The 25,432-nt window shown below is 48.9% G+C and carries 26 protein-coding genes; 17 read left to right on the top strand and 9 right to left on the bottom strand.

Annotation, left to right across the window (positions count from 1 at the left end; genetic code table 11):
* Positions 1-11: 11 nt before the first annotated feature.
* From KQY15_RS02950 to KQY15_RS02940, 3 genes are all read left to right on the top strand, one after another.
* Positions 12-1,031 (top strand): fumarylacetoacetate hydrolase family protein, encoded by a 1,020-nt coding sequence (locus KQY15_RS02950; RefSeq protein WP_217667042.1) that lies wholly within the window; start codon positions 12-14, stop codon positions 1,029-1,031.
* Between the two features lie 179 nt (positions 1,032-1,210).
* Positions 1,211-1,852, top strand: coding sequence for a maleylacetoacetate isomerase (maiA, locus tag KQY15_RS02945; protein WP_217667041.1), 642 nt, complete (start codon positions 1,211-1,213; stop codon positions 1,850-1,852).
* A gap of 2 nt (positions 1,853-1,854) precedes the next feature.
* Positions 1,855-2,103, top strand: coding sequence for a hypothetical protein (locus KQY15_RS02940; protein ID WP_217667040.1), 249 nt, complete (start codon positions 1,855-1,857; stop codon positions 2,101-2,103).
* A gap of 44 nt (positions 2,104-2,147) precedes the next feature.
* Here the strand turns inward: KQY15_RS02940 and KQY15_RS02935 are convergent, their stop codons facing one another.
* The 3 genes from KQY15_RS02935 to gloB are packed head-to-tail and all read right to left on the bottom strand — an operon-like array spanning position 2,148 to position 5,119.
* Positions 2,148-2,648, bottom strand: coding sequence for a hypothetical protein (locus tag KQY15_RS02935; protein ID WP_217667038.1), 501 nt, complete (start codon positions 2,646-2,648; stop codon positions 2,148-2,150).
* Between the two features lie 47 nt (positions 2,649-2,695).
* Positions 2,696-4,297 carry a lytic transglycosylase gene (locus tag KQY15_RS02930; protein WP_217667036.1) on the bottom strand — a complete coding sequence of 534 codons (1,602 nt, stop codon included), beginning with the start codon at positions 4,295-4,297 and terminating at the stop codon, positions 2,696-2,698.
* A 54-nt stretch (positions 4,298-4,351) separates the two neighbouring features.
* The gene (gene gloB, locus KQY15_RS02925) at positions 4,352-5,119 is read right to left on the bottom strand and encodes a hydroxyacylglutathione hydrolase (RefSeq protein WP_217667034.1); all 768 of its coding nucleotides are present in this window, start codon (positions 5,117-5,119) and stop codon (positions 4,352-4,354) included.
* A 65-nt stretch (positions 5,120-5,184) separates the two neighbouring features.
* Here gloB and KQY15_RS02920 point away from each other — a divergent pair, with 65 nt between their 5' ends.
* Positions 5,185-5,922 (top strand): methyltransferase domain-containing protein, encoded by a 738-nt coding sequence (locus KQY15_RS02920; protein ID WP_217667032.1) that lies wholly within the window; start codon positions 5,185-5,187, stop codon positions 5,920-5,922.
* Between the two features lie 27 nt (positions 5,923-5,949).
* Here the strand turns inward: KQY15_RS02920 and KQY15_RS02915 are convergent, their stop codons facing one another.
* Positions 5,950-6,813, bottom strand: coding sequence for a TraB/GumN family protein (locus KQY15_RS02915; protein WP_217667030.1), 864 nt, complete (start codon positions 6,811-6,813; stop codon positions 5,950-5,952).
* 39 nt (positions 6,814-6,852) lie between these two features.
* Positions 6,853-7,386 carry a DUF2058 domain-containing protein gene (locus KQY15_RS02910; RefSeq protein WP_217667028.1) on the bottom strand — a complete coding sequence of 178 codons (534 nt, stop codon included), beginning with the start codon at positions 7,384-7,386 and terminating at the stop codon, positions 6,853-6,855.
* Between the two features lie 107 nt (positions 7,387-7,493).
* Here KQY15_RS02910 and KQY15_RS02905 point away from each other — a divergent pair, with 107 nt between their 5' ends.
* Both KQY15_RS02905 and KQY15_RS02900 read left to right on the top strand, forming a co-directional pair.
* Positions 7,494-8,816: a DEAD/DEAH box helicase gene (locus KQY15_RS02905; RefSeq protein ID WP_217667026.1), complete on the top strand. Its 1,323-nt coding sequence runs from the start codon at positions 7,494-7,496 to the stop codon at positions 8,814-8,816.
* Between the two features lie 265 nt (positions 8,817-9,081).
* Positions 9,082-9,294: a cold-shock protein gene (locus KQY15_RS02900; protein ID WP_019674773.1), complete on the top strand. Its 213-nt coding sequence runs from the start codon at positions 9,082-9,084 to the stop codon at positions 9,292-9,294.
* 126 nt (positions 9,295-9,420) lie between these two features.
* Here KQY15_RS02900 and dinB read toward each other — a convergent pair whose 3' ends face one another.
* Entirely contained in the window at positions 9,421-10,494 is a 1,074-nt protein-coding gene (dinB, locus tag KQY15_RS02895; RefSeq protein ID WP_217667024.1) for a DNA polymerase IV, read from the bottom strand.
* A 238-nt stretch (positions 10,495-10,732) separates the two neighbouring features.
* Here dinB and glyA point away from each other — a divergent pair, with 238 nt between their 5' ends.
* From glyA to KQY15_RS02850, 9 genes are all read left to right on the top strand, one after another.
* On the top strand, positions 10,733-11,986 hold the full coding sequence (glyA, locus tag KQY15_RS02890) for a serine hydroxymethyltransferase (protein WP_217667022.1): 1,254 nt from the start codon (positions 10,733-10,735) through the stop codon (positions 11,984-11,986).
* 81 nt (positions 11,987-12,067) lie between these two features.
* Positions 12,068-12,520, top strand: a complete 453-nt coding sequence (nrdR, locus tag KQY15_RS02885) for a transcriptional regulator NrdR (RefSeq protein ID WP_019674770.1) — start codon at positions 12,068-12,070, stop codon at positions 12,518-12,520.
* Positions 12,520-13,647, top strand: a complete 1,128-nt coding sequence (gene ribD, locus KQY15_RS02880; RefSeq protein ID WP_308160218.1) for a bifunctional diaminohydroxyphosphoribosylaminopyrimidine deaminase/5-amino-6-(5-phosphoribosylamino)uracil reductase RibD — start codon at positions 12,520-12,522, stop codon at positions 13,645-13,647. Before nrdR ends, ribD begins: the two co-directional genes overlap by 1 nt.
* Before the next feature lie 106 nt (positions 13,648-13,753).
* Entirely contained in the window at positions 13,754-14,863 is a 1,110-nt protein-coding gene (ribBA, locus tag KQY15_RS02875) for a bifunctional 3,4-dihydroxy-2-butanone-4-phosphate synthase/GTP cyclohydrolase II (protein ID WP_217667020.1), read from the top strand.
* Between the two features lie 77 nt (positions 14,864-14,940).
* Positions 14,941-15,405, top strand: coding sequence for a 6,7-dimethyl-8-ribityllumazine synthase (gene ribH / locus KQY15_RS02870; protein WP_217667018.1), 465 nt, complete (start codon positions 14,941-14,943; stop codon positions 15,403-15,405).
* Between the two features lie 11 nt (positions 15,406-15,416).
* On the top strand, positions 15,417-15,830 hold the full coding sequence (gene nusB / locus KQY15_RS02865; RefSeq protein ID WP_217667016.1) for a transcription antitermination factor NusB: 414 nt from the start codon (positions 15,417-15,419) through the stop codon (positions 15,828-15,830).
* A gap of 35 nt (positions 15,831-15,865) precedes the next feature.
* A complete protein-coding gene (thiL, locus tag KQY15_RS02860) occupies positions 15,866-16,828 on the top strand; it encodes a thiamine-phosphate kinase (RefSeq protein WP_217667014.1) in 963 nt (320 codons plus the stop codon).
* The gene (locus tag KQY15_RS02855) at positions 16,825-17,304 is read left to right on the top strand and encodes a phosphatidylglycerophosphatase A family protein (protein WP_217667012.1); all 480 of its coding nucleotides are present in this window, start codon (positions 16,825-16,827) and stop codon (positions 17,302-17,304) included. Before thiL ends, KQY15_RS02855 begins: the two co-directional genes overlap by 4 nt.
* A 33-nt stretch (positions 17,305-17,337) precedes the next feature.
* Entirely contained in the window at positions 17,338-20,448 is a 3,111-nt protein-coding gene (locus KQY15_RS02850) for a ligand-binding sensor domain-containing protein (RefSeq protein ID WP_217667010.1), read from the top strand.
* Between the two features lie 31 nt (positions 20,449-20,479).
* Here the strand turns inward: KQY15_RS02850 and dxs are convergent, their stop codons facing one another.
* From dxs to KQY15_RS02835, 3 genes are read right to left on the bottom strand one after another with little or no spacing between them, the layout of a single operon-like run.
* Positions 20,480-22,345, bottom strand: coding sequence for a 1-deoxy-D-xylulose-5-phosphate synthase (gene dxs, locus KQY15_RS02845; protein ID WP_217667008.1), 1,866 nt, complete (start codon positions 22,343-22,345; stop codon positions 20,480-20,482).
* A 14-nt stretch (positions 22,346-22,359) separates the two neighbouring features.
* The gene (gene ispA, locus KQY15_RS02840) at positions 22,360-23,244 is read right to left on the bottom strand and encodes a (2E,6E)-farnesyl diphosphate synthase (RefSeq protein ID WP_217667006.1); all 885 of its coding nucleotides are present in this window, start codon (positions 23,242-23,244) and stop codon (positions 22,360-22,362) included.
* A gap of 1 nt (position 23,245) precedes the next feature.
* A complete protein-coding gene (locus tag KQY15_RS02835; protein ID WP_217667004.1) occupies positions 23,246-23,491 on the bottom strand; it encodes an exodeoxyribonuclease VII small subunit in 246 nt (81 codons plus the stop codon).
* A 197-nt stretch (positions 23,492-23,688) separates the two neighbouring features.
* On the opposite strand from KQY15_RS02835, the gene pomA reads away from it, so the two are divergent.
* Together pomA and KQY15_RS02825 are read left to right on the top strand one after the other, a co-directional pair.
* Positions 23,689-24,462 carry a flagellar motor protein PomA gene (gene pomA / locus KQY15_RS02830; protein ID WP_217667002.1) on the top strand — a complete coding sequence of 258 codons (774 nt, stop codon included), beginning with the start codon at positions 23,689-23,691 and terminating at the stop codon, positions 24,460-24,462.
* Positions 24,459-25,415, top strand: a complete 957-nt coding sequence (locus KQY15_RS02825) for a flagellar motor protein MotB (RefSeq protein WP_217667000.1) — start codon at positions 24,459-24,461, stop codon at positions 25,413-25,415. The genes pomA and KQY15_RS02825 overlap by 4 nt, the downstream gene beginning before the upstream one ends.
* Positions 25,416-25,432 lie beyond the last annotated feature (17 nt).

The raw sequence follows: 25,432 nt of genomic DNA, 5'->3' as shown, positions 1-25,432 counted from the left end.
TAAGGAATAATATGAAGTTAGCTAGTTTAAAAAATAATACCCGTGACGGCCAGTTAGTAGTGGTGAGCCGTGATTTAAGCCGTTGTGTGGCGATAAGTGATATTGCCGTGACCCTGCAACAATTACTGGATAACTGGGCTGTTCTGGCGCCAAAAGCCGATAAAGTGTATCAGGCGCTGAATGCTGGTAAGTTAGATGGTGAAATGGCCTTTGACCCGACCCACTGTGAGTCGCCATTGCCACGAGCCTACCAATGGGCGGATGGCAGTGCTTATGTCAACCACGTTGAACTGGTGCGCAAAGCACGTAATTCTGAGATGCCGCCAAGCTTCTGGACTGATCCGCTGATGTACCAGGGCGGTTCTGATGACTTTATTGGTCCGCGTGATCCGATTGAAGCAATAAGTACTGACCATGGCATCGACTTTGAAGGTGAAGTGGCGGTAATTACTGATGATGTACCAATGGCGGTTAGCCCAGAGCAGGCACTGGATAAAATACGGCTGCTGATGCTGGTTAATGACGTGTCGCTACGGGGCTTAATTCCAAATGAGCTGGCTAAAGGTTTCGGCTTTTTTCAATCCAAACCGGCATCAAGCTTCAGTCCGGTTGCTGTGACACCAGATGAGCTGGGTGATAAGTGGCAGGACGGCCGGGTACATTTGCCACTGCTGTCAACCTACAACGGTAAGCCTTTTGGTAAACCCAATGCCGGCATAGATATGACTTTTAATTTTGGCCAGCTGATTGCCCATGCTGCCAGAACCCGTAACCTTGGCGCCGGAGCGGTCATTGGTTCTGGCACGGTGTCGAATAAGCAGGGCACCGAGTATGGTACTGCTATTACCGAAGGTGGCGTAGGCTACAGCTGTATCGCTGAGATCCGAATGATTGAAACCATCCGCGATGGCAAGCCAAGTACCGCTTTTATGCAATTCGGTGATACCATAAAAATGGAAATGCTGGATAGCGATGGCCAAAGCATTTTTGGTGCTATCGACCAGCAAGTGGTGCAATATAAGGCGACGTAATAAAATGGACCGGTGCAAGCACTGCGAACATTTTTTCTGCAACACGCCGTAAACCCATCCATGGGGGCTTGTTTACGCCCGTCCAGGGCTTCAACGGTCGCAGAAAAAAGTACATACGTGCTTTCACCTCCTTTGTACTCAGCGATTTTTCCGTGCAACAAATTAGCAGGTGTTACAGGATGAAACTTTATAGTTACTGGCGCTCTTCAGCCGCCTATCGGGTGCGTATTGCGCTGAATTTAAAACAACTCAGTTTTGAGACGATACCGGTACACCTGCTAAAAGATGGCGGCCAGCAACATAGTGCCGAATATCAGCAAATCAATCCGAATCAGCTGGTGCCGGCTTATGTCGATGGTGAGCTGAGCTTAAATCAGTCGCTGGCCATTATTGAGTACCTGGATGAAGTATATCCCGAGCCAGCGTTGCTGCCGGCAGACCCTGCAGCTAAAGCACAGGTGCGCTCGCTGGCGCTTGATATTGCCTGCGATATTCACCCACTAAATAATCTGCGGGTGTTGCAATATTTAACCGGGCCGCTGGCGCTGAATGACGATCAGAAAACAGAGTGGATCCATCACTGGCTGCATACCGGCTTTCGCGCTCTTGAACAGCGGCTGCAAGCCACAGCAGGCGAGTTTTGCTATGGCGACAGGATTACTCTGGCCGATATTTGTCTGGTACCCCAAATGTATAATGCATTGCGGTTTAAACTTGATACTCTGGAATATCCGACCATCAGCCGGGTCTATCATCATTGTCAGCAGCTGGCAGGCTTTGCGCTGGCTGCGCCTGAACAGCAAAGCGACGCTCAGGTGTAGTAATGACGGAAAAGTCCTCTGTATCAAGTCATCAATCCAGAAAAACATTGGCTATGCCCAAAAGGCTGCTGAACCGGGTATTGGTTTACGTTGGGTTATTCGGGATTGTATTTCAGCTTACGGCTGCGTTATATGCACTATGGCATGGCATGCCCTTACAAAGCTTCTGGCTTTTTATGTTGCTGGCACCATTACTGTGTGTCGCTTCGGGAATCTTGCCAGCGCTGCAGTTGCAGCGCGAGCCTGATTAACGTGATGTGACTGACTGGTGTGATGATACTGATAAGGTGAAACGCTATGGGGATTCCGTTGCGTTTGGTTTATTAGGCAATTTAAACATACCTTTAATCTCAACCCGCTCAATACCCTCATCATTAAAAATAAAATTAACCTGACCTGGACCGCGGTTGAAGCGGTAACGACCGCCATCATAGTGCAGTATAAAATTTCTCCGGCCATCTTTCAGCTCAGGATCCTGGCTTAGCTTGAGTTCAAAACCGCTTATTTCATATTCAAAACTACTAAGCGGCGCATTAACGAAGTCTGGCACCCAAACCTCGTCGTCATTTTGCAGGATTAAAGCCAGTGAGTATTTTTGCGGCAGACTGCTGACAACCAAACTTTGCTTGCCTGCACTGAAATGAAACTGCCCTTCCTTTCGGACATAACCGAAACCATACTGAAAGGGTACCGTTTTCCCATCCTGCAGCGTATAGCTACCATTGCCGGCTAGCTGAAACTGGGCATAAACCGGCACGCTTAACAGTAAACTTATAATAAAAATTAATGCTTTCATGTTATTACTCCTTAAGCAGCCATTTACGCTTCGCTACCAAATGCAATTTATACCTGGGTTACATCGACAATCAGTTTTAGTTGCTGCCCGGGTTGCAGGTATCGCTCGGTGTTAATATTATTCCATTTGACGATTTCAGCAATGGAAACACTGAAGCGTTGCGCAATCCTGGCCAGTGAATCGCCTTTTCGCACTTTGTAGTTAACTGTGCGGGTTACCGCCGTTGTTACGCTACTGTCACTGTCATGCCACATTACCAGTTTCTGACCTGGTTTTAACGTGTCGCGTTGTACCATGCCATTCCATTTAGCCAGTTCTGCTACGGTAACTTTATGCTCCCGGCTGATGTCCCATAAGGTATCGCCTGCTTGCACAATATATTCAGTTTTGACGCTGCCAGCGGCCCGTCCCTGAGCCCTCGCAATACGATTTTGTTGACTGAGCTCGTATTTTTCAGCCGCTTTGGCTGACATGGGTATCAGTAAATGCTGACCTATCCGGATGGTATTGCCGGTTAGGTTATTAAGACGCCTGATAGCACTGACGTCTGTTTTATAGTCACGGGCAATTTTACCAAGGGTATCACCAGAGCTCACTGTGTAGCTTTGCCATTGCAAGCGATCAGCTGCAGGTGTTTGTGCCAGCAGCCGCTTAAAATTATCCGCTTTAGTCAACGGCAGCACTAGCTGATGCGGACCATCAGGATCGGTGGCCCATTGATTAAAACCGGGGTTCAGGGCCTGCAACTCAGCAACACTTAATTCAGCCAGCTCAGCTGCGATAGCTAAATCAATCTGGCCATCGGTCGGTACCACGGCGATTTTTGGCTCGTTAGCAATAAATTTCCAGACAATGTCGAAGTCATCAGGACGTTTTAAAATGTCAACCAATGCCAACAATTTTGGAACATAAACAGTTGTTTCTGCCGGCAAATCAAGTGACCAGAAATCAGTTGGCAACCGACGCTTTTTGTTCGCTCTGATTGCCCGGCCAATCCGGCCTTCACCAGCGTTATATGCGGCAATGGCGTTTAACCAGTCATGCTCCAGCGTGTTGTATAAATACTGCAGGTAATCCAGGGCTGCCCGGGTGGATTCAATAACGTCACGTCTGCCGTCGTACCAGAAGTTTTGCTTTAAACCAAACCGGCTGCCGGTCGCCGGCATAAATTGCCACATACCTGACGCCCGGGCATGGGAATAAGCAAACGGATCGAACGCGCTTTCCACAATCGGCAGCAGCGCCAGTTCGAGTGGCATATTACGTTTTTCCAGTTCCTGCACAATATAGTACAGGAAGGGCTGCGCCCGGTTGGCAACCCTGTCCAGGTAGCTTTGGTGCTGGCTGTAAAAATTACGTTGCTCTACGATTGGTCGGGTTTGTGGCACATTAAAGGTCAGTTGCAACTGTATGCGCTGCCACAAGTCTTCCAGTTCGGCCGCATCCAGCGGCGGCAGCTGCTCTGCTTCGCTATCGCCATACCACAAGCGGTTGGCTATTTGTTCGGCACTGGCGCCTTTTACCTGTAGCAGAGCTGGCGTACTGGTGGTCTTTACAGTCTTTTGAGCAGTGGATGAAGTGGATTCTGATGTACTGACACAGCCGCTAAGCAATGCAACTAACGTGACGGCAGATATTTTAAAATGCATAGCGTAATCCCGCACAAAAACTGTCATGTTACCTGTTCAAAACATGATTGCAAGTCAGGATTTAAACTGATCTTTCAATGCCCTCAGCTCGCTAAACAGGGTAACAGCAGTCTGGTGCTGATAGTGTTGTTGCAAGGTCTTGTTTTCACATCGCAAAAATGGATTGATTTGCAACTCAGTTGCCAGGTCTGTGGGCAATGTTGGCTTTTTTTGCTGGCGTAAACGCTGGCAATGTCGCTGATAATCCTGCAATGCCTGATTATCAGGTTCAACCGTCGTCGCAAAACGCAGGTTTGCAAGGGTATATTCGTGGGTACAGTACACCAGGGTATCGGCGGGTAACGCTGCGAGTTTTTGCAACGAATGATGCAGTTGCGCCGCAGTGCCTTCAAATAAGCGGCCACAGCCTCCGCTAAACAGGGTATCGCCGCAAAATAAATAGGGTTTACTGTAAAAACCAATATGTCCCAGCGTGTGACCAGGCAAATCAAACACCTGAAATTGGTAGTTAAAAACGGGCAGCTGAACCACATCACCCTGCTGTACCAGCTCGGTTAACAAGGGGATCTTAGCTGTCTCGGCAGCAGGACCAATAATACGGACATCCGGCCAGGCTTGCTTTAATTCAGCAATACCGCCGGTATGATCGGGATGATGATGGGTTATCAGAATAGCGTACAGAGATTTTTGCTGTTGCTCTAAGAAATCCAGCACAGGTTCGGGGTCACCCGGGTCAACCACAACACAAAATGAGTTGTCAGGCTGACACAGGGTCCAAATGTAGTTATCCTCAAAGGCAGCCAGTGGGCTAATAGTCAGCATCAGGTTTTCTCTTGTCTTGTTGCACATTAAACGTCTCTCAACATTAAAGCAGGCAAAACGTTATCATGAAACCGGCATTAAACGAAAACGAACCGCAGGTGCCCGATAGCTGGCAGGCTTTTTTACAGGGGCCAGCATTGGCTCAGGCTATCGCCGGGCAACTGCAACCCTGGTGGCAGCAAATTTTTGGCTATTATTTGCTTAAAGTTGGCGATTTAAGCAGTGACTTAGTGCTGCCGGGGTGCAAAATTAAGCATCAGATACATATTGGCAGCGCTGACAATGGAAAAAGCCATCTGATTGCGTTGCCAGACACGCTGCCGATCGACAGCCAAAGTATTGATGCAGTGCTGCTTAGCCAGTGTCTGGAGTATCAAACAGACCCTCATCACATTGTGCGGGAAGCGCATAGGGTGTTGTTGTCGGACGGTTATCTGCTGTTAACTGGTTTTAATCCATTAAGTATGCTGGGATTGGCTGGCATTGCCCCCTGGCTGAAGCAGCGTTACCCGTGGCAGGGGCGGTTTTTTTCTCCCGGCCGGATAAAAGACTGGTTACATCTTATTGGTTTTGAAGTGCTGGCTGAGCAACGCTTCTTTTACGGAAGCATGCTGGTTAATGACTATGCTAATAACAGCCTGCAGCGTTTCGCTGAAAAATATCTGAATTATTTTTCCGGCTGTTATTTGCTGGTGGCGCGGAAGCGCGAGTTACCACTCACTCCCATCCGGCCCCGCTGGCAACTGGCACCGGCATTTAATGAAGGAGTAAAAGGGGTGAGCGCCCGCCAGGGCTGTCGTTAATCATTGACATCATGACGGGGTTAGTTATTACTCGGTTAACTGGCTTAGGGTGTAGCCCTGTTGCTGTAGCAGCTTTAATAAGCCGTCATTTCCAGCCAGATGCAACGCACCAACTAATACCAGCGTCGTTTGTTCATCACTGGTCAGTTCCTGCAGTTGCGGTAGCCATGCATGGTTGCGTTTAACCAGTAAAATCTCATATAACTGCGGGATCTCCTGCAAATCATCAATAAACATTTGTTCCAGTTTAGCCGCATCACCACTGCGCCAGGCTTGCTTCATATCAACCAGTTGGCTTTCTACTTTGTGCATATCTTCAAGTGTTGATCGGATCGTTAAGTCTGGATCAAGCTGGTTCATGCCTTCCAGCACAGCCAGATGCTCTTCCATGGTTTCCAGACCCGCTACACTTTTATTTTGTTGCAGGGCCAGTTGCATATAATGCATATCTACCCCTGTTTCGGCTGCGCCTAACCGCTGCATTTCAACACTGGCCAGCATCATTGCTGCAAAGCCAGGTTTAAATTTGCTGATTGCTGCAATTGGCATATTGCGCTCGGTGGCGTAGTTTTTCAGTTGCTGATACACCTCAGGTGACAATACCTGCTCAAGTGTTTTACCGTCAGGATAGGTGTTTTGCTGCATCATCTTTGACAGGCCAGCCGGGCTGGTTAATGCATTTAAGTCGGTTTCAAACAGCAGCTGGCTACTGGCATTAAAAGCCGTATCGTAAGCCACTGGCAGCGGGTAATCACTTTTACTCAGCAAGTGAACGGTTCCCGCCAGATAAAAGTGCTGACCATCTTTGCTGACTTTCCAGACACTGGCGGCCAGCACCGAACTGCTTAACAGCAAAAGCGATAAAAAGAAAAACGAAATTAATAAACGCATGGTGTCTCCTTGCATACCATCAATGTTAGTTATTAAACGTTACCACATTAAATCATCCGGGATTTGGTAATCCGCATAGGGATCGTCTTCTTCCGGTTGTTGCTGTTTGGTATTCAGCAAGATAATGCTGCCAGCATCACGTTGCATCACTTTTTCTGCTACCGGCGCTGGTATTACAATATACTGCTCAGCCAGGCGGGCGATGGCAACTAAGCCACGGCTTAATTCATCATGCACTTTACTGGTCACGTAAAGCTTTTTAACCAATTTACCATCAACGAAGTTAAAGCCAACATCACCCTTGCTGGTGATCGCGTTAGTTTCAATAATTTGCTTAACCTGAGCTGCAATCGCCTTCTGGGCTAATTCAGTCTGCTTTTGCCGGTTTAATTCCCGGTCACGGGCCACTTGCTCGGCTTTAGCCTGTTGCGCCAGTGTGGTTGATGTGTTCTCGGGCACCGCTTTTTTGCCCGCCTGGGTTTTCAGCTGATGTTTTTCTTTTTTAACTTTTTTAACTTTCTTGGCATCGGCCAGGCCAGCTTTCAGCAGCTGGTCACGTAACGCATTGCTCATAATGGGGCTACTCAGGTTGCAGGGTGAATAAGCACGTAGTGTACCTTAAGCATTCTTATTAACTCAAATGGGCCAGTTCGGTTATCATATACCAGTACTCCAAGCTGATGAGGTTAATTTTGCCATTTAAAGATTTAGCATTAGATCCGCGGTTACTGCGGTCTGTTCAGCATCTGGGCTTTGCCAGGCCCACTGAGATCCAGCAAGAAGCAATACCGGCAGTGATGGTAGGCCGCGATTTAATCGTGTCGTCTCAGACGGGCTCGGGTAAAACCCTGGCATATTTGCTACCAATGATGCAGCGACTGCTGAAAAGCCGGGCTTTGTCGAAACAGGATGCCCGGGCGTTAATTTTGGCACCAACCCGTGAACTGGCCAAGCAGGTATATGCCCAGTTGCGCTTACTGGTAGCCAATACGCCTGTGACGGCTGCGCTGATTGTTGGTGGCGAAAACTTTAATGATCAGGAAAAAATCCTGAAACGTCAGCCAGCAGTTGTGGTGGCAACGCCAGGGCGCTTTGTCGATCACCTTGAGCATAAAACCCTGTTTTTACAAGGTTTGGAGATGTTGATTCTGGATGAAGCTGACCGGATGCTGGACCTTGGCTTTCTGCCACAGCTTACTGTTATCAACAAAGCCGCCAGCCACCGTTTGCGCCAGACATTGTTATTTTCAGCCACACTGGATCATGCCGAGGTAGACAATCTGGCGTTGGCACTACTGAAGAACCCTTACCGGATAGCTGTGGGGGCGGGCTATCAGCAGCATCAGGATATCGAACAACAATTTTTTCTTGCCGATAATTTAAGCCATAAGGAAGCCTTGCTGCAGCATTTTTTGCAGCAGCAGGATATAAAGCAGCTTATTATGTTTACTGCGACCCGCGCTGATGCGGAGCGATTAACCGGCGTTTGTGAAGCTGCCGGTTTTACCGCAATTGCGCTAAGCGGCAAACTGGCTCAGCAGCAGCGCAACAGCGTGATGCAGCAATTTGCCACTGGCAAATTCCAAGTGCTGGTAACGACAGATTTAGCCTCACGGGGGTTGGATTTACTGCAGGTTTCACATGTTATTAATTTCGACTTACCGAAACACCCTGAAGAATACGTGCACAGGATTGGCCGCACCGGGCGGGCCGGAGCCAAAGGGCAGGCACTATCACTGGTGGGGCCAAAAGATTGGCCCAGCTTACAGAATATAGAAAAGTTTTTACGCCATGCAGTTGAGTTTTCCGTTGTTGAGGACTTGCCTGCGCGTTTTAGTGGTATTAAAACACTGACAGGAAAAACTAAAACGGAGCGTAAGAGCGCATCACCTGATAAGGCTCGCAGGCCTCGTCCGGCAAAGGCCGTTAATGCTAAAGTGAAGTCAGCGCCGTTTTTTGAGGGGGGCGATGACGGCAGCGGTCCGGTACGGCGTAAAAAATAAATTTTGGGTTGCTTAAATGTTCAGCGATTTTGCTGCTACACTGAAAACGCGTAAGTCGTACCAGCTGACGGTAAACCGTTCTGGCAGATGCGATTTAGCTGGTACGGCCGGTTAAGAAATATATTTTCTGCTCGTCGGGTATTTATGTTGACCACATGATCAGCTTAACTGATAATGCGGTTGAATATTTTGCCGCTCGATTAGCTGGCCGAGAATATTTAAGTCGCCGAAAACTCGGCAAATTTAGTTAAAGTAAGAGAGTGTTATGTCACAGTTAATTTCTGGTACAGTTAAGTGGTTCAACGAAGATAAAGGTTTTGGCTTCATCGAGCGCGAAGGCGGCAAAGACGTATTCGTTCATTTCCGCGCTATCAATGGCACCGGCCGCAAAACTTTAGTTGAAGGTCAGCGCGTAACTTTCGAAGTTACCGAAGGTCAGAAAGGTCCACAGGCTGAAAACGTCACTGTAACCGGTTAATCTGATTTTTTGTAAAGAGCCAGCCATTGGGCTGGCTTTTTTATATCTGTTGCCTGGCTAACTATACACGCATAAAAACTGTTGAACGTGGCTGGCATCAGAACTGATTAATGTGTAATTGGAAAGCTAACGACTGCCAGCAACCTCAAATGGCAGGCAGAGCTGGCCGGGGTTCGGTGAGCTGAAGCCAAGGTGTAAGCCAACCAATCGGACACCTTGCTGTTGCCGTCGCTGCCATGCCTGATGAAGTAGCGGTACAAACTGCTCCAAACTGACGGTTTGGGCCTGACATTCAACAGTGGTCTGCCGAAAATCACTGAACTTCAGTTTAACGCCAATTTTCTGCAACCCCTTGTCGCCCTGCTGCCCTAACCGCTGTTGTAATTTAGGCCATAACAACTGTAACGCTTGCACACAATCCTGATAATTACTGATATCCTCTGCCAGGGTGTTTTCCACCCCGACTGATTTGGCCTGACGCTCGGTGCGTACCGGGCGATCATCGATTCCCTGGCTGCGTTTAAGCAACGTATCGGCCATGCTACCAAAATGCTTGACCAGTATTGCCAGATCACAACTGACAATGTCCTGGCAGTGGTTTAAGCCAAGCCGGGCCAGGCGCTCTGCTGTTTTGCTGCCTACTCCGGGTATTTTTGCCAACGGTAACTTTTTGACAAAAGCAGCGACCTGGTCTGGGGTAATAACAAATAAACCATCAGGCTTATTTTCATCACTGGCAATTTTCGCCAAAAACTTATTGGGCGCCACCCCTGCAGATGCTGTTAAGCCGGTTTCAGCCAGAATTACCCGGCGGATATCCTCTGCAATCCGGGTGGCGCTGCCACCAAAGTGGCTGCTCTGACTGACATCGATAAAAGCTTCATCCAGTGATAAAGGCTCTATTACATCACTGTAACGCTGGAAAATAGCCCGTATTTGCCTGCTAACCATTTTATATTTGTCCATACTGCCAGCCATTAAGTGCAGTTGCGGACATAACTTCAGTGCCTGAGCGGTGGGCATTGCTGAGCGCACGCCAAACGCCCGCGCCGGATAATTACAGGTGGCTATCACACCGCGACTGCTGCGGCTGCCGCCAATAGCCAACGGAATATTGGCCAGCGCCGGATTATCACGCATTTCAACTGCGGCGAAAAAGCAATCCATATCGATATGAATAATTTTGCGCTGACTGGTCATAGGTTAGCAAGAGCTGTATTGATATACAGTATGGTAGTCCGCTGTAGTTATCTTGTAAAGCGCTAAGGACTGTAAAGCATGTTGTGCAGTTTATCAGCGAAACTGATATGAGGCAGTAGCAGACGGCCAGATGGCTATATTTTCGGTGCATCCGGAATAAAATCAGGGTAGAATAAGCGCCAATTTATATCCCCCTGAAATTAAAACCAGTTAGCGTAACCCGCGCCCAGGAGAAAGCATGTTAAAGCGTGAAATGAATATTGCCGATTTTGATCCGGAATTGTGGCAGGCAATCACCGATGAAACCGCCAGACAGGAAGCGCATATCGAGTTGATCGCATCTGAGAACTATGCCAGTCCGCGAGTTTTGCAGGCGCAAGGGTCGCAGCTTACCAACAAGTATGCGGAAGGTTATCCGCATAAACGTTATTACGGTGGCTGCGAGTTTGTTGATATTGCAGAGGATTTAGCGATTGCCCGGGCAAAACAATTGTTTGGTGCTGATTACGCTAATGTTCAGCCACACGCAGGTTCGCAAGCGAATGCTGCAGTATTTTTAGCCTTGTTAGAGGCTGGTGATACCATTTTAGGGATGAGCCTGGCGCATGGTGGCCATTTGACTCACGGTTCACATGTCAGCTCGTCAGGTAAACTTTATAAAGCTGTTCAATATGGCTTGCACCCTGAAACAGGCGTAATTGATTATGATCAGGCTGAAGCGTTAGCGCTTGAACATAAACCCAAATTAATTATCGCCGGTTTTTCTGCGTATTCAGGCATTGTTGACTGGCAACGTTTTCGGGATATAGCCGACAAAGTCGGAGCCTATCTGTTAGTTGATATGGCGCATGTTGCTGGCCTGGTCGCTGCCGGCTTATATCCAAACCCGGTGCCGGTGGCAGATGTTGTTACTACCACTACCCATAAAACGCTGGCAGGCCCTCGTGGCGGTTTAATTCTGGCCCGCAAGAACGAGGCTGTTGAGAAGAAGCTGAATTCTGCTGTATTCCCTGGTAGCCAGGGTGGTCCGTTAATGCATGTTATTGCTGCTAAAGCCGTGGCATTTAAAGAAGCGTTAGAGCCGGAATTTAAAGTGTATCAGCAACAGGTATTAAGTAATGCCAAAGCCATGTGCGATGAAATGATTAAACGTGGCTATAAAATTGTATCCGGCGGTACGGAGAACCATTTATTTCTGATGGATCTGATTGATAAAGATATTACCGGTAAAGATGCCGATGCGGCCTTAGGTAGGGCGCACATTACGGTGAATAAAAACTCCGTACCAAATGATCCGCGTTCACCTTTTGTAACCAGCGGTTTACGGATTGGCACCCCAGCCATAACCCGCCGTGGTTTTAAAGAAGAGCAGGCGCGTCAGGTTGCAGGTTTTATTTGTGACGTGCTGGACAATATTAATGACGAAAGCGTAATTGAACGGGTGAAAGCCGATGTTGGCCAGTTGTGCAGTCGCTTTCCGGTTTATGCTTAATCGTTAATTTAGTGCTATTATGGCCGCATTTGCGGCCATTTTTATCTATGGCCATTTTGTCTATATCGATGGGAAGTGCCCATGTATTGTCCCTTTTGTAATGCTGATGACACTAAAGTAATTGACTCCAGATTAGTTGCCGATGGTCATCAGGTTCGCCGGCGCCGGGAGTGTCTGGCTTGCCACGAACGGTTTACCACTTTTGAGGCTGCTGAACTGGTTATGCCGCGAATTATTAAGCGGGATGGCTCACGTGAGCCATTTAACGAAGACAAGCTTCGAAACGGTTTGTTACGGTCACTGGAAAAACGGCCGGTATCTACTGAACAGATTGAACAGCTTATTCAGAAAATTAAATCTCAGTTGCGGGCGACCGGTGAGCGTGAACTGGCCAGTAATATGCTGGGTAATCTGATTATGGATGAACTGGTGAAAGTGGATAAAGTGGCTTACGTTCGCTTTGCATCGGTGTACCGTTCATTTAAAGATATACGTGAATTTGGTGAAGAAATTGCCCGCCTTGGAGAGCAATAGTGGCTTTGGATACAGCCGATAACCACTATATGGCGCTGGCCATTGAGTTAGCCGCCAAAGGTCGTTATACCACCGACCCTAACCCGAATGTCGGCGCTATCATTGTCAAGGAAGGCAAGGTAGTGGGCGAGGGCTACCATCATCAGGCTGGTGACGGCCATGCTGAGGTGTATGCACTGGAACAGGCAGGTGAGTATGCCCGTGGTGCAACCTGTTACGTGACACTGGAACCCTGCAGCCATTTTGGCCGTACACCACCGTGCGCAAATGCGTTAATCACTGCCGGTGTAAAGCGGGTGGTGGTCGCTATGCTTGACCCGAATCCACTGGTTGCCGGTAAGGGTGTTGCGTTGCTGCAACAAGCGGGAGTAGCAGTTGATTGCGGGATAATGGCTACAGAGGCAAGAGCCTTAAACCGGGGTTTTCTGAGCGCTATGGAGCGGAAAAAGCCCTGGCTGAAGCTGAAGCTGGCCGCCAGTATTGATGGTCGTACCGCCCTGGCAAATGGCCAGAGCCAATGGATTACTGGCCCTAAAGCCAGAGCAGATGTCCAGTTTTACCGGGCACAAAGCAGCGCAATTTTATCAACCGCCAGCACTGTACTGGCAGATAATGCCCGCTTAACGGTGCGTCAGCCAAAGCATGAGCCAGTGATAACGACATTACAGAATGGTGAGTTGCGTCAGCCGTTGCGGGTTATTCTGGACCGGCGACAACAATTAACGGGGCGCGAGCTACTTTTCAAATCCGCTGGCGCCATTTTATTGTGTGTTGCCCCAGATAAGCCGCTACGCACTATGCCTTCTCATGTGCAGCAACAAGTGGTGCCGCTAGCTGCTGATGGCTACTTTGATTTGCCTGCCCTGTTAGCACTGATGGCTGAACGTCAGGTACGCAGTGTCTGGGTAGAGGCAGGCGCTACGCTGGCCGGGGCTTTATTACACCAGGAACTGGTAGATGAGTTTATTTTGTATCAGGCACCGGTAATGTTGGGGCCGCAGGCAAGAGCCATGGCCGACTTGCCTCAGCTTGGTGATCTTAGCCAGGCACATCGCTTTGCGTTTGATGATGTTTGCCGGCTCGGGCCGGATATAAGGCTGACAGCGGTTCTTGCTGGGCCTGGTTAAGTTAGACATAACAGGCTTACAGTGTGAACTAATTACATATTAACGACCGGTGCCAGCTGCGTGATCTTGACCGGTATTATTGAACCAACTTAGAACAAGGGTTTTTATGCAACTGAATACGCCTGCTGAAATTATCGATGACATTCGTCAGGGTAAAATGGTCGTGCTGATGGATGATGAGGACCGTGAGAATGAAGGCGATCTGGTGATGGCCGCGGATTACGTGACACCCGAGGCGATTAACTTTATGGCCAAGCACGGTCGGGGCCTTATTTGTCTGACTTTGAGTAAAAAGCGTTGCAAACAATTAAACTTGCCCTTAATGGTAGACGCCAATAAATCGCCTTTTGCTACAAATTTCACGGTATCTATTGAAGCGGCGGAAGGAGTGACTACCGGGATTTCTGCAGCTGACCGGGCCAGAACCGTTAAGGCAGCGGTTGCCCGCGACGCCAGCCCGGCAGATATCGTTCAGCCCGGGCATATTTTTCCGTTAATGGCGCAGGACGGTGGAGTGCTGGTCAGAGCCGGCCACACTGAAGCCGGTTGTGATTTAGCCCGGTTGGCCGGGCTGGAGCCAGCTGCTGTAATTGTTGAAATTCTTAATGACGACGGAACCATGGCCAGACGGCCCGATTTAGAGGTTTTTGCCCGTGAGCATAATATCAAAATTGGCACCATTGCTGACTTAATCGAATATCGTAATTTAAATGAAACTACAATTGAAAAAGTAGCCACCTGTCAGTTGCCAACTGAGGTAGGCGATTTCCAGTTAGTCACCTTCAAAGACACCATCGATAATCAACTGCATTTTGCTTTGGTAAAGGGTGATGTTAAACCGGAAGAACCTACCCTGGTGCGGGTACATTTACACAACACCTTTTCTGATCTGCTGTTGGCCGACCGTGCTGCCAATCGTAGCTTCCCGCTGCACACTGCCATGAAACGGATTGCTGAAGAAGGTGGGGTGCTGGTGTTATTAGGCAAGCATGAATCGACGGCTGAGCTGGTACGGATGGTGCAGGCGTTTGAGGCAGAAGACAAAGGCGAGCAGCCGAAAACCTCTCCCTGGAAGGGTACATCACGAAATGTTGGTGTTGGCTCGCAAATTCTGGCCAGTCTGGGGGTAAAGAAAATGCGCTTATTAAGTCAGCCGAAAAAATACCATGCCTTATCTGGCTTTGGTCTGGAAGTGGTTGATTACGTATCAGAATAACAGCGATGCCGCATTTGCGGTTTTTGTGATATTATGCGCGGCTGATTTTTGCAGCCCCAGATTCGAGAGGATTTACCATGCAAGTAATTGAAGCCGGCTATGCGGCCAAGGACAAGAAGTTCGCGTTAGTGGTGGCACGGTTTAATGGTTTTATCGTTGAAAGCCTGTTGGAAGGTGCACTGGATACCTTAAAGCGGGTTGGCAATGTAGCTGAAGATGATATTACCGTGGTTCGCATTCCTGGCGCTTTTGAAATGCCGCTGGCGTTGCAACGGGTTGCTGCCAGCAAAAAGTATGATGCGATTATCGCCCTGGGTGCGGTGATCCGTGGCGGCACACCACATTTTGAATACGTGTCTGGCGAATGTACCAAAGGGATCGGTCAGGTAGCGCTGGCCTATAATTTACCGGTTGCGTTTGGTGTGTTGACGGTAGATAGCATTGAGCAGGCAATTGAGCGGGCCGGCACCAAAGCAGGCAATAAAGGCGCAGAAGCGGCAATGTCGGTGCTGGAAATGGTTAACGTTCTGGACCAGCTGTAACAGGAAAACTTATGAAACCAAATGTGCGTCGTCAGTCGCGTTCACTGGCAGTACAGGGCATTTACAGTTGGCAGGTTAGTCAGAACCCCATTGCCGATATTGAACAGCAATTATTGCTGGAGAATAATGTTAAGCAATTAGATGTTGCTTACTTTCAGGATATTTTGCGTGGCGTTGTGCTGCATCACAGCAAACTGGATGAAGCATTAAAACCCTATCTGGAAAGACCGTTTGAAGATATCGACCTGGTTGAAAAAGCGGTGTTACGGGTGTCGGCATACGAGCTCAAATACCGGCTGGATGTACCTTATAAAGTTATTATCAACGAGGCCATTGAACTGGCAAAAGCCTTCGCGGCAGATGACAGTCATAAATTTGTCAATGGTATTCTTGATAAAGCCGTCCGGGTGTTAAGGACAAACTAACGGAGAGCCGGCATTCGTCGGCTTTTTTACATACTATGGGTGAATTTGAACTTATTGCCAGCTTCTTTGCTGATGCCGGTATTGCCCGCCAGGATGTAGTGGTTGGTGTCGGCGATGATGGTGCTGTGTTGCAAATGCGTGATGGCTATGATCTGGTCGTCACAACCGACACAATGGTTTGTGGTACTCATTTTTTTCCTGATGTTGATCCAAGAGCATTGGGCCATAAGTTGGTGACGGTAAATGTCAGCGATTTAGCAGCAATGGGCGCTGAACCGTCCTGGTTGTCACTGGCACTGACTTTGCCAAATGTTGATGAAGACTGGCTACGTCAGTTTGCGGCCGGTCTTGCCGAAACCGCTGATTATTATAATTGTCGCCTGGTCGGGGGCGACACCACCCGTGGTCCGCTTAGCCTGACGATGATTGCCAAGGGCCAGGTGCCGCGTGGCCGGGCTATTACCCGTTCCGGCGCAAACGTGGGTGACTTTATCTACGTTACCGGTACGCTGGGTGATGCTGCGCTGGGCTTAAAAGTGTGTCAAGGTCATGCTGAGGCCAGTAAGAAACATCAGGCACATTTGTTACAGCGTTTTCATTTTCCATCAGCCCGGGTAGCGTTGGGGCAGGCATTACGCAACGTGGCCAGTAGTGCCATGGATATTTCTGATGGCCTGTGTGGTGATTTGCCGCATATTCTGCGCCGCTCCGGAGTTGGTGCTTACATAGATGTCAATAAACTACCTTTATCACAGGCATTAAAAGACAGCTGTGATCAAAGTACGGCGCTGAAAATGGCCTTGTCAGGGGGCGAAGATTACGAGTTGTTGTTCACGGTTCCTGAAAGTAAGCGTGGCAGCCTTGATGTCTTGCTGTCACCCTATGGCGTGCCTGTAAGCTGTATTGGCAGGATCACGGGCGTAGCTGGCAAGCTGGAATTGAAGGCTGGTGAGCAACCCTTTGAATATCAGCATCAGGGGTTTAATCATTTTCCATGACTAAGACTAAATTTCAGTTGAGTCGCTGGCAGCATATGCTGGCACTGGGTTTTGGCGCTGGCCTTGCACCCCGTGCACCCGGAACCTTCGGGACCCTGGTGGCGATCCCCTTTGTTATTGCATTGGCTGCGCTGGGTCTTGTCTGGTATCTGGTGTTTCTGCTTGCTGGAACCGTACTTGGCATTTATATCTGTGGTAAAACAGCACGCGATGTTGGCGAGCACGATCATGGTGCAATTGTCTGGGATGAAATTATAGGCTATGCCTTAACCATGCTGCTGGTGCCGGTAAGTGTGCAAAGTCTGTTAATTGGTTTTTTATTATTCCGCTTTTTTGATATTCTGAAACCCTGGCCAATACGCTGGTTAGACAGACGTATCCATGGTGGGCTGGGTATTATGCTCGACGATTTAATGGCTGCCGTGCCAGCCTGGTTGATATTACAACTACTTTTATACTATCAGCTGCTGAGTTAGCCGTTGGCGGGGGAAGGAACGCAGGACAAGGGAATGAAAAACGTAATATTACCGGGTATTGTGTTTCTGCTGAGTTTGTTTAGTCCCCTCAGCGCTCAGGTTGTTCAGGATAAGAGCAAAGCGATTACTGAAGCCGCAACAGCTGAAGTCTCCGGGCAAGCAGAGCAGTCAGTGTATGATTTTGATATCAGACACTGGACCAGCAACGATGGCCTCTCCAGTAATTCTGTCCGAACTGTTGTTCAGGATAACCTTGGTTATTTGTGGCTTGGTACCCTATATGGCCTGAACCGTTTTGATGGCCTGCAGTTTGAACATTTTATTACTGATAATACCCGCCACTTAGCCAGCAACAGTATTACCAGGCTACTGCGCGATAAAAGTGGCTATATCTGGGTTGGGACTAAGGCTGGATTGTCCGGCTTTGATCCGGCAACCCTTAAGTTTGAACGCTACCCGATAGTGGCTGAAGTAACGGCACTGATAGCAGTGACTGATGACGAAATCTGGGTAGCAGCAGATAATTTATTCAGGATAAAAAACGGTAAGATCAGTCGGATTGACGCCGTCCGCAGCCAGGTCCATCAGCTTGAAAAAGCGAGCGAAGGTATCTGGGTCAGCAGTGCCGAGCATATTTATCAGCTAAGCAATGATGGTCATCAGCAGTTGCAAATGTATCCGTTACCGCTGGAACTTGCCCAGACCCCGGTGTATGACTTAACAGTAACCGAGCAGGGTCTGCATCTTGCCAGCGAAACTGGTTTTTATCATTTAACCCCTGCAGGTGTGATTCAGAAGTGCCAGTTGCCAGATGGTGAACATAGCGCGGTTTACCGGCTTTTTAAAGACAGCCAGCAAGGTAGCTGGATTTCTACATACCGTAAGCTGTTTTATCGTCAGCGCCCGCAAAGCTGGCAAACTGTTACCACAACAGAGCTTGGCACCACCCCCTGGTTCAGTGACATTTATGAAGATCAGCAGCAGAATATCTGGCTGGCCAGCTACAGCGACGGTATTTACCGGGCTGCAGCTGGCAATATCCGCCGGGTTAGTGAAGGTTTGCCAGACCCGGTAGTTCGTAGTGTCGGTGTAACACCGGACGATCAGCTGATCGTTGCCAGTCAATCGGCGTTACAATTACTGGATACATCTGGCAACTTTACCACCTTGCTCGATGCCAGTGTGTTGGGTAATCAAACCATACATGCTTTCCATTGGCCTGAACCTCGGCTACTCTGGCTCGGTACCGACAGCGGCCTATTGCAATATAATCTGCGCAACCTTCAGCTCAGTGTGCCATTTCCAAGTTTACAGGGAAACACCGTCAAAGTTGTACAACCTGCCATTGATGGTGGAGTCTGGCTGGGCGGCGTTCGCGGTTTGTATCACGCGACAGACAATAAGTTAACGTTGTCGCATTTAAATGAACAGTTTGAATCCCGAAATATTACGGCGTTGCAGCAAACTTCAGCACAGCTGTTTGTTGGTACTACCCGCGGTTTATATCAGTATCAAGATGACAACCTGCAACGGCTTGGCGTGGGCACCCCGCTATACAACAGCTATATTCTGGCGCTTATTGCGTTACCCGATGGCAGCGTAATGGTTAGTACCATTGATGATGGTATTTTTATCCGCCGGCCTGATCAGCAATGGTTGCAGTTGCATAGTGGCAATGGTATGCCACATGGACCAGCGGTCAGTTTCAGTTACGACGCGAAACAGCAACAGGTTTGGGTTAGCAGCCACAAAGGGATTTACCGCCTGGCGCTGGCGACATTACCTGTCAGCAGCAGTCAGCCGTTTTTAATTGATGAAGTATTGACCCCATTTGACCGGCAGTTAGGCAGTGGTCCTAATCGTTGTTGTAACGGCGCTGGCCAGGCCAAAATAGTGCGGTGGCAGGACGAATACTGGTTTCCGACACTGAACGGATTAATCGCCGTACAGGCAAATTTAAAGCAGATGTCTGAGCAGGTGTTAAAGCCGCAAATTAAGCAGGTTACAACCAGCCAGCAATACCAGCTTGCTCAGGGCCAGCAACGACTGGTTCTGGAAATGAATGAACGCAATGTCACCTTGCATTACTCTGCTCTGGAGTTTATTAAACCTGACGCCTTGCAATTCCGTTACCGGCTGGAAGGCTTCGACAGTCGCTGGCATGAGGTAGAACAGCGGCGGGAAGCTGTTTATACCAATCTGCCACCAGGTAACTTTGTATTTAAGCTGCAGGTGCGTCTGAGTGGCCACAGCTGGCAATCAGCCACCGAAACCAGCTTATTATTAGTTGTGCCCGAGCGATTTGATGAAACCCTGCTATACCGCTCGTTGTGGTTGTTACTGCTGTTATGTTGCTTATATGGTGTCATGTGGCTGGTCAGGCGCAACACCTTGCACAAACAGCAGGAGCTGGAGCGACTTGTAAAACAGCGTACCCAAGAGCTGGAAAACAGCAATGTCAGATTAAATGAACTGAATGAACAGCTTAGCCAGTTAACGCATAAAGATAACCTGACGGGACTTCGTAACCGGCGCTTTATGTTTGAACAGTTGCCGAAAGACATTGAGCACTTTCAGCGAAACCGTGAGTCGATGCAGGATCAGGGTAAATGTCTGGCGCTGCTGCACGTAGATTTGGATAACTTTAAGCAAATTAATGACCAGTACGGTAACAGCGCAGGCGACAGCCTTATTCAGCAAGTCAGTGGTTTGTTAATTCGGGAAACCCGTGGTTCTGACTACGTTGTGCGCTTTAGCGGCGCCGCTTTCGTGCTGGTACTGCGCGATATTCAGCTCGATCTGGTAAGTCAGTTCAGCTACCGGCTGAACGAGCAGATTGCGAAAGCGGCTTTTAACCTCCCTGATGGCCAAACCGTCCGGCTGACATGTTCAATCGGTTATGCTCACTATCCGTTACCGCTGCTCGGTGGACAGTTAATTAACTGGGAAGTATCGCTGCAGTTGGCCGAACTGGCGCTATATCATGTTAAGCATAGTGGTAAAAATGCGGTAGCCACCCTGGCATTTGACTCGCAGCTGGACGCCTTTGAATTTGAGGATTCAGCGCATATTGAAGCACAAATTGAAAAGCTGTTGGCAGAAGGGTTGGTATGGTTTGAGCAGGGCGACAGCCAGGCACTGTAATAAACCTGGCTGAGTATCCGGCTGAGTCCGCTTAGCGGTTTACAAAGGTTGTTATCTGCCGGCTGATGCCAGCACTGTCCAGCGCCAGTTCGGCATAGATTTCCTGCTGGCTGCCATGTTTAATAAACTGATCAGGTAAACCCAGGTTCAGTACTTTGACGGTGTGGCCCTGCTGTAGCAGATAGTCATTAACGGCTGAACCGGCCCCGCCAATCAGTGCGTTGTCTTCCACTGTCACAAAATGGCTATGCTCGCTAAGTAGCTGTTGCAGCAGCGTTTCATCCAGTGGTTTTATAAAACGCATGTCAACCAGCGTGGCATTAAGCTCAGTTGCCACCTGCAAACATTGATTCAGTAACGGACCAAAGGCCAGAATGGCTAACTTGTTACCCTGCCGGACTACTCTCGCCTTACCCAGTGGTAACAGCTGCATTTGTTGCTCTGCTGCAACACCCGTTCCGACACCACGCGGATAGCGAACTGCAGCCGGTCCGGCATGTTGATAGCCAGTATATAACATTTGCCGGCATTCATTTTCGTCCGACGGCACCATCAGCAGCATATTCGGTATACAGCGCATAAAACTGATATCAAAAGCACCCTGGTGGGTGGGGCCATCAGCACCGACAATACCGGCGCGATCGATAGCAAACAATACGTCGAGGTTTTGCAGGGCCACATCATGGATTAATTGATCATAGCCGCGTTGCAAGAAGCTGGAATAGATAGCGACTACAGGTTTCAAGCCTTCAATAGCCATACCGGCAGCCAGGGTAACCGCATGTTGCTCTGCAATGGCAACATCAAAATACCGCTTGGGGAAACGCTTGGAAAAAGCCACCAGATCAGAGCCTTCGCGCATGGCCGGAGTAATACCCTGCAGGCGCTCGTCAGTTGCCGCCATGTCACACAACCAGTTACCAAATATATTGGAAAACGTCGGTTTGCCCGCTTTTTTTACTGGCTGACTGCTGGCATCCGGGTCAAACTTTGCCACAGCATGGTAGCCAATCGGATCTGCTTCAGCCGGTGCATAGCCTTTACCCTTTTTTGTAACGATATGCAGTAGCTGCGGGCCCTTCAAATTACGCATATTGCGAATAGTATCTGCCAGGGTAATCACATCATGGCCATCAATAGGGCCAATATAATTAAAACCCAATTCTTCAAAAAAAGTGCCTGGCGTTACCATTCCTTTAAAATGTTCTTCGGCACGGCTGGCCAATTCATGCAGAGGCGGTACGCCTTGCAGAATCTTCTTACCGCCTTCGCGCAGGCTGGTATAAAAACTGCCAGATAAAATCCTCGCAAAATACTGGTTTAGCGCGCCGACATTTTCTGAAATTGACATTTCGTTGTCATTAAGAATAACCAGCATATCAGGCCGCACTTCTCCGGCATGGTTCAGGGCTTCAAATGCCATGCCAGCGGTAATAGCGCCATCGCCAATCACCGCCACCACTTTACGTTTTGATTTAGCCTGGCTGGCAGCAATAGCCATACCCAGTGCTGCGCTGATTGACGTGCTGGAATGGCCCACTGTCAGCGTATCGTATTCACTTTCTTCCCGGCAGGGAAAAGGATGTAACCCGTCTTTCTGGCGAATACTGTGCATTTGCTCGCGCCGGCCGGTTAAAATTTTATGCGGATAAGCCTGGTGGCCGACATCCCATATTAGACGGTCAAACGGCGTGTTATAGACGTAATGTAAAGCCACTGTCAGTTCAACAGTGCCCAGACCAGAAGCGAAGTGTCCGCTACTCTGACTTACTGTTTTTAACAGAAAACGTCGCAGCTCAGCACTCAGAGCAGGTAATTTATCCTGAGGTAACTTACGCAGTTGCTCAGGCACATCGGCTGCGGCTAACAGCGGGAAATCGGTCATATCTAATGCCATCTTCAATGCCTTTATTAAAACTTGCGGGCGACAATGTATTGAGCAAAGGCTTTTAACTCATTGGTATCGTAGGACAAACAGTCCAGTGCTGCCAATGCATCCTGATAAAGCTGTTGCGCTTTAGCCTTCGCTTGTTCCAGCCCCAATAATGCCGGGTAGGTCAGTTTGTTCGCTTTACAATCAGAGCCCTGAGGTTTACCCAGCACCATGGTATCACTTTCGATATCAAGAATGTCGTCCTGCACCTGAAAAGCCAGACCCAGGGCACTGGCAAAACGGGTCAGGGTATCCAGTGTCTCAGGGCTGTTGAGTTCACTGCTGTAATAAGCAAGTTGTACGGCACATTCAATTAACGCCCCTGTTTTCAGGCGATGCATCTGCTCCAGTGTGGCTAAATCGGTGTGCTGATTGGTCTGGGCTAAATCGATTGCCTGACCGGCACACATACCCGCTACGCCGCTTGCGTTTGCCAGAATGGCTAGCCTTTTCAGCTTTCGCTGTGGGCTTAAATCGCCGTCGGCGTGGGCTAGTATATCGAACGCCAGCGCTTGCAGTGCATCACCGGCCAGAATTGCTGTGGCTTCATCAAACGCTTTATGGCAAGTGGGCTTGCCGCGGCGAAGATCGTCGTTATCCATGGCCGGTAAATCGTCATGGATAAGTGAATAACTGTGCACACATTCCAGGGCGCATGCTGCACTGTCCAGATTGGTCAATGATGCACCAAGCATAGTACCACAGGCGTAGACCAAAAATGGCCTGATCCGCTTACCACCGTTTGTCAGGCTATATGACATTGCCTGGTGCAACCGCTTTGCAGATTGTGGCTGGGCAGCCATTGTCAGTTGTAATTGTTGTTCAATCCGTTGTTGATACAACGTCAGACTTTCTGGAGCCAAGTTACTCTCCTGGCGGTGGTGTAAATGCTTGCAGACTTTCCTGCTGTTGTTGCTGTAACAGTAACTGGACTTTCTGTTCAGCGCTTTGCAGTTGTTGCTGACTTTGTTTTACCAGACTGATCCCGCGTTCAAACTGGGTTAACGAGGCATCGAGCGATAAGTCGCCTTGCTCTAATTGCTGCACGATATTTTCGAGTTCTGCCATCGCCTGCTCAAACTGACTCAGATCGGCTTTCTTCTTACTCATAATTATCCCCAAAAAAACTGTGCGCAACGTTACCCTAGCAGGCTATTATGGTCAATCATAACGAATAAGTGAAAGCCTAAATTACTTCTTTTCTGTAATTCAGTGCTCAATCTTTACGAAGTTTTGTCGATAACCGACTATAAGTTAATATAAAAATATCAAAATTCCCGCTTGGGGTCTGTATTAAGGAGTAAACGGTGGATATAGCAACCCTGGTTGGCATGATTGGCGCTATAGGTTTTGTCGTCATGGCGATGATTATTGGCAGTAGCGGCGACCCGGCAATGTTTGCTGATTTAGTGTCAGTGCTAATCGTGGTAGGTGGTTCAATTTTCGTGGTTATCGCCAAATTTACCATGGGCCAGTTTCTCGGCGCAGGCAAAGCGGCCGCAAAAGCCTTTATGTTTAAAATTGAAGCGCCGGAAGAGCTGATCGAGAAAGCTGTTCAACTCGGTGACTCTGCCCGTAAAGGCGGATTTTTAGCGCTGGAAGAAGCAGACATTCCCAATGCCTTTATGCAAAAGGGCGTTAATATGCTGGTGGATGGTCACGATGCTGATGTGGTGAGAGCAACTTTACTGAAAGACATCAGCCTGACGGAAAAACGGCATGAAACGGCAATTGCTATCTTCCGAAGCTTAGGTGATGTTGCGCCGGCAATGGGCATGATTGGTACCCTTATCGGCCTGGTCGCGATGTTATCTAATATGGATGACCCAAAGGCGATTGGGCCGGCAATGGCCGTGGCTTTGTTAACAACCTTATATGGCGCCTTTATTGCAAACGTTATTGCGATACCGCTGGCAGATAAACTGGCCATTCGTAATCAACAGGAGAAGCAGAATAATCAATTAATCCTGGACGCAATTTTGGGCATTCAGGACGGCCAGAACCCGAAAGTTATTGAAGGCATCTTACGCAATTACCTGGCGCAGGGTAAACGCGAGGTCGCAGCCGGAGAGCCGGCATGAGCGATCAGGAAGAGCAGGAATGTAAATGCCCGCCACCCGGGCTACCGCAGTATATGGGAACCTTTGCTGATTTGATGGCATTGTTAATGTGCTTCTTTGTTCTGTTGCTGGCGTTTTCTGAGATGGACGTGCTGAAATTTAAGCAAATAGCCGGTTCAATGAAGTTTGCTTTTGGTGTACAGAACAAAATTGAAGTGGAAGACATCCCTAAAGGCACCAGCGTTATTGCGATGGAGTTCCGGCCTGGTCGGCCTGATCCGACACCTATTGAAACGCTGCAACAACAAACGATGGAAATTACCCAGCAAGTCATTGAGTTTCAGGCAGGTGAAGAAGACTCCGCCGGGGGGCGCCAGGAGCAACGTGATGACATGACGGGTGGCCAGTCTGCCGCCAATGCAGAAGAAACCGCTGATGCGGAAGCAGCGGCAGCCGAAGCCGCAGCTCAGGAAATGCAGGAACAAACCAATGAAATGGTTAAAAAACTGGCTGAGCAACTAGAACAACAAATTGTCGACGGTGCCATTGAGCTGGAGTCACTCGGCCAGCAAATTATTATCCGGATCCGGGAGAACGGCTCCTTTCCGTCCGGTTCATCGTTTTTACAGCCAAGGTTCCGGCCTATCATCCAGCAAATTGGAACTCTGTTGAATGATGTCCCCGGCGAAATAACGGTAAGCGGCCACACCGATGATATCCAGGTGTCGGACGAGTTGCACAGTAATAACTGGGAATTATCGGCAAAACGGGCAGTGTCAGTGGCCACTGAGCTTATCCGGGCACCAGAGTTTGATCGTCAGCGGGTGGTCGTAATGGGGCATGCCGACACCAGACCATTGGTTGAAAACGACTCTGAAGCAAATCGCCGGCGTAACCGTCGGGTTGAAATTTCAATAATGCAGGGTAAAGCGAAAGAGTCTGAACCGATAAGCTTTGAACCTGCGGCCAATTAGTGGGGCAGGGCTCATCC

The sequence above is a fragment of the Arsukibacterium indicum genome, assembly GCF_019100565.1.
Taxonomy (GTDB): domain Bacteria; phylum Pseudomonadota; class Gammaproteobacteria; order Enterobacterales; family Alteromonadaceae; genus Alishewanella; species Alishewanella indicum.
The sequence above is the reverse complement of the archived record's forward strand: the minus strand, read 5'-3'. Positions and strand labels throughout refer to the sequence as shown.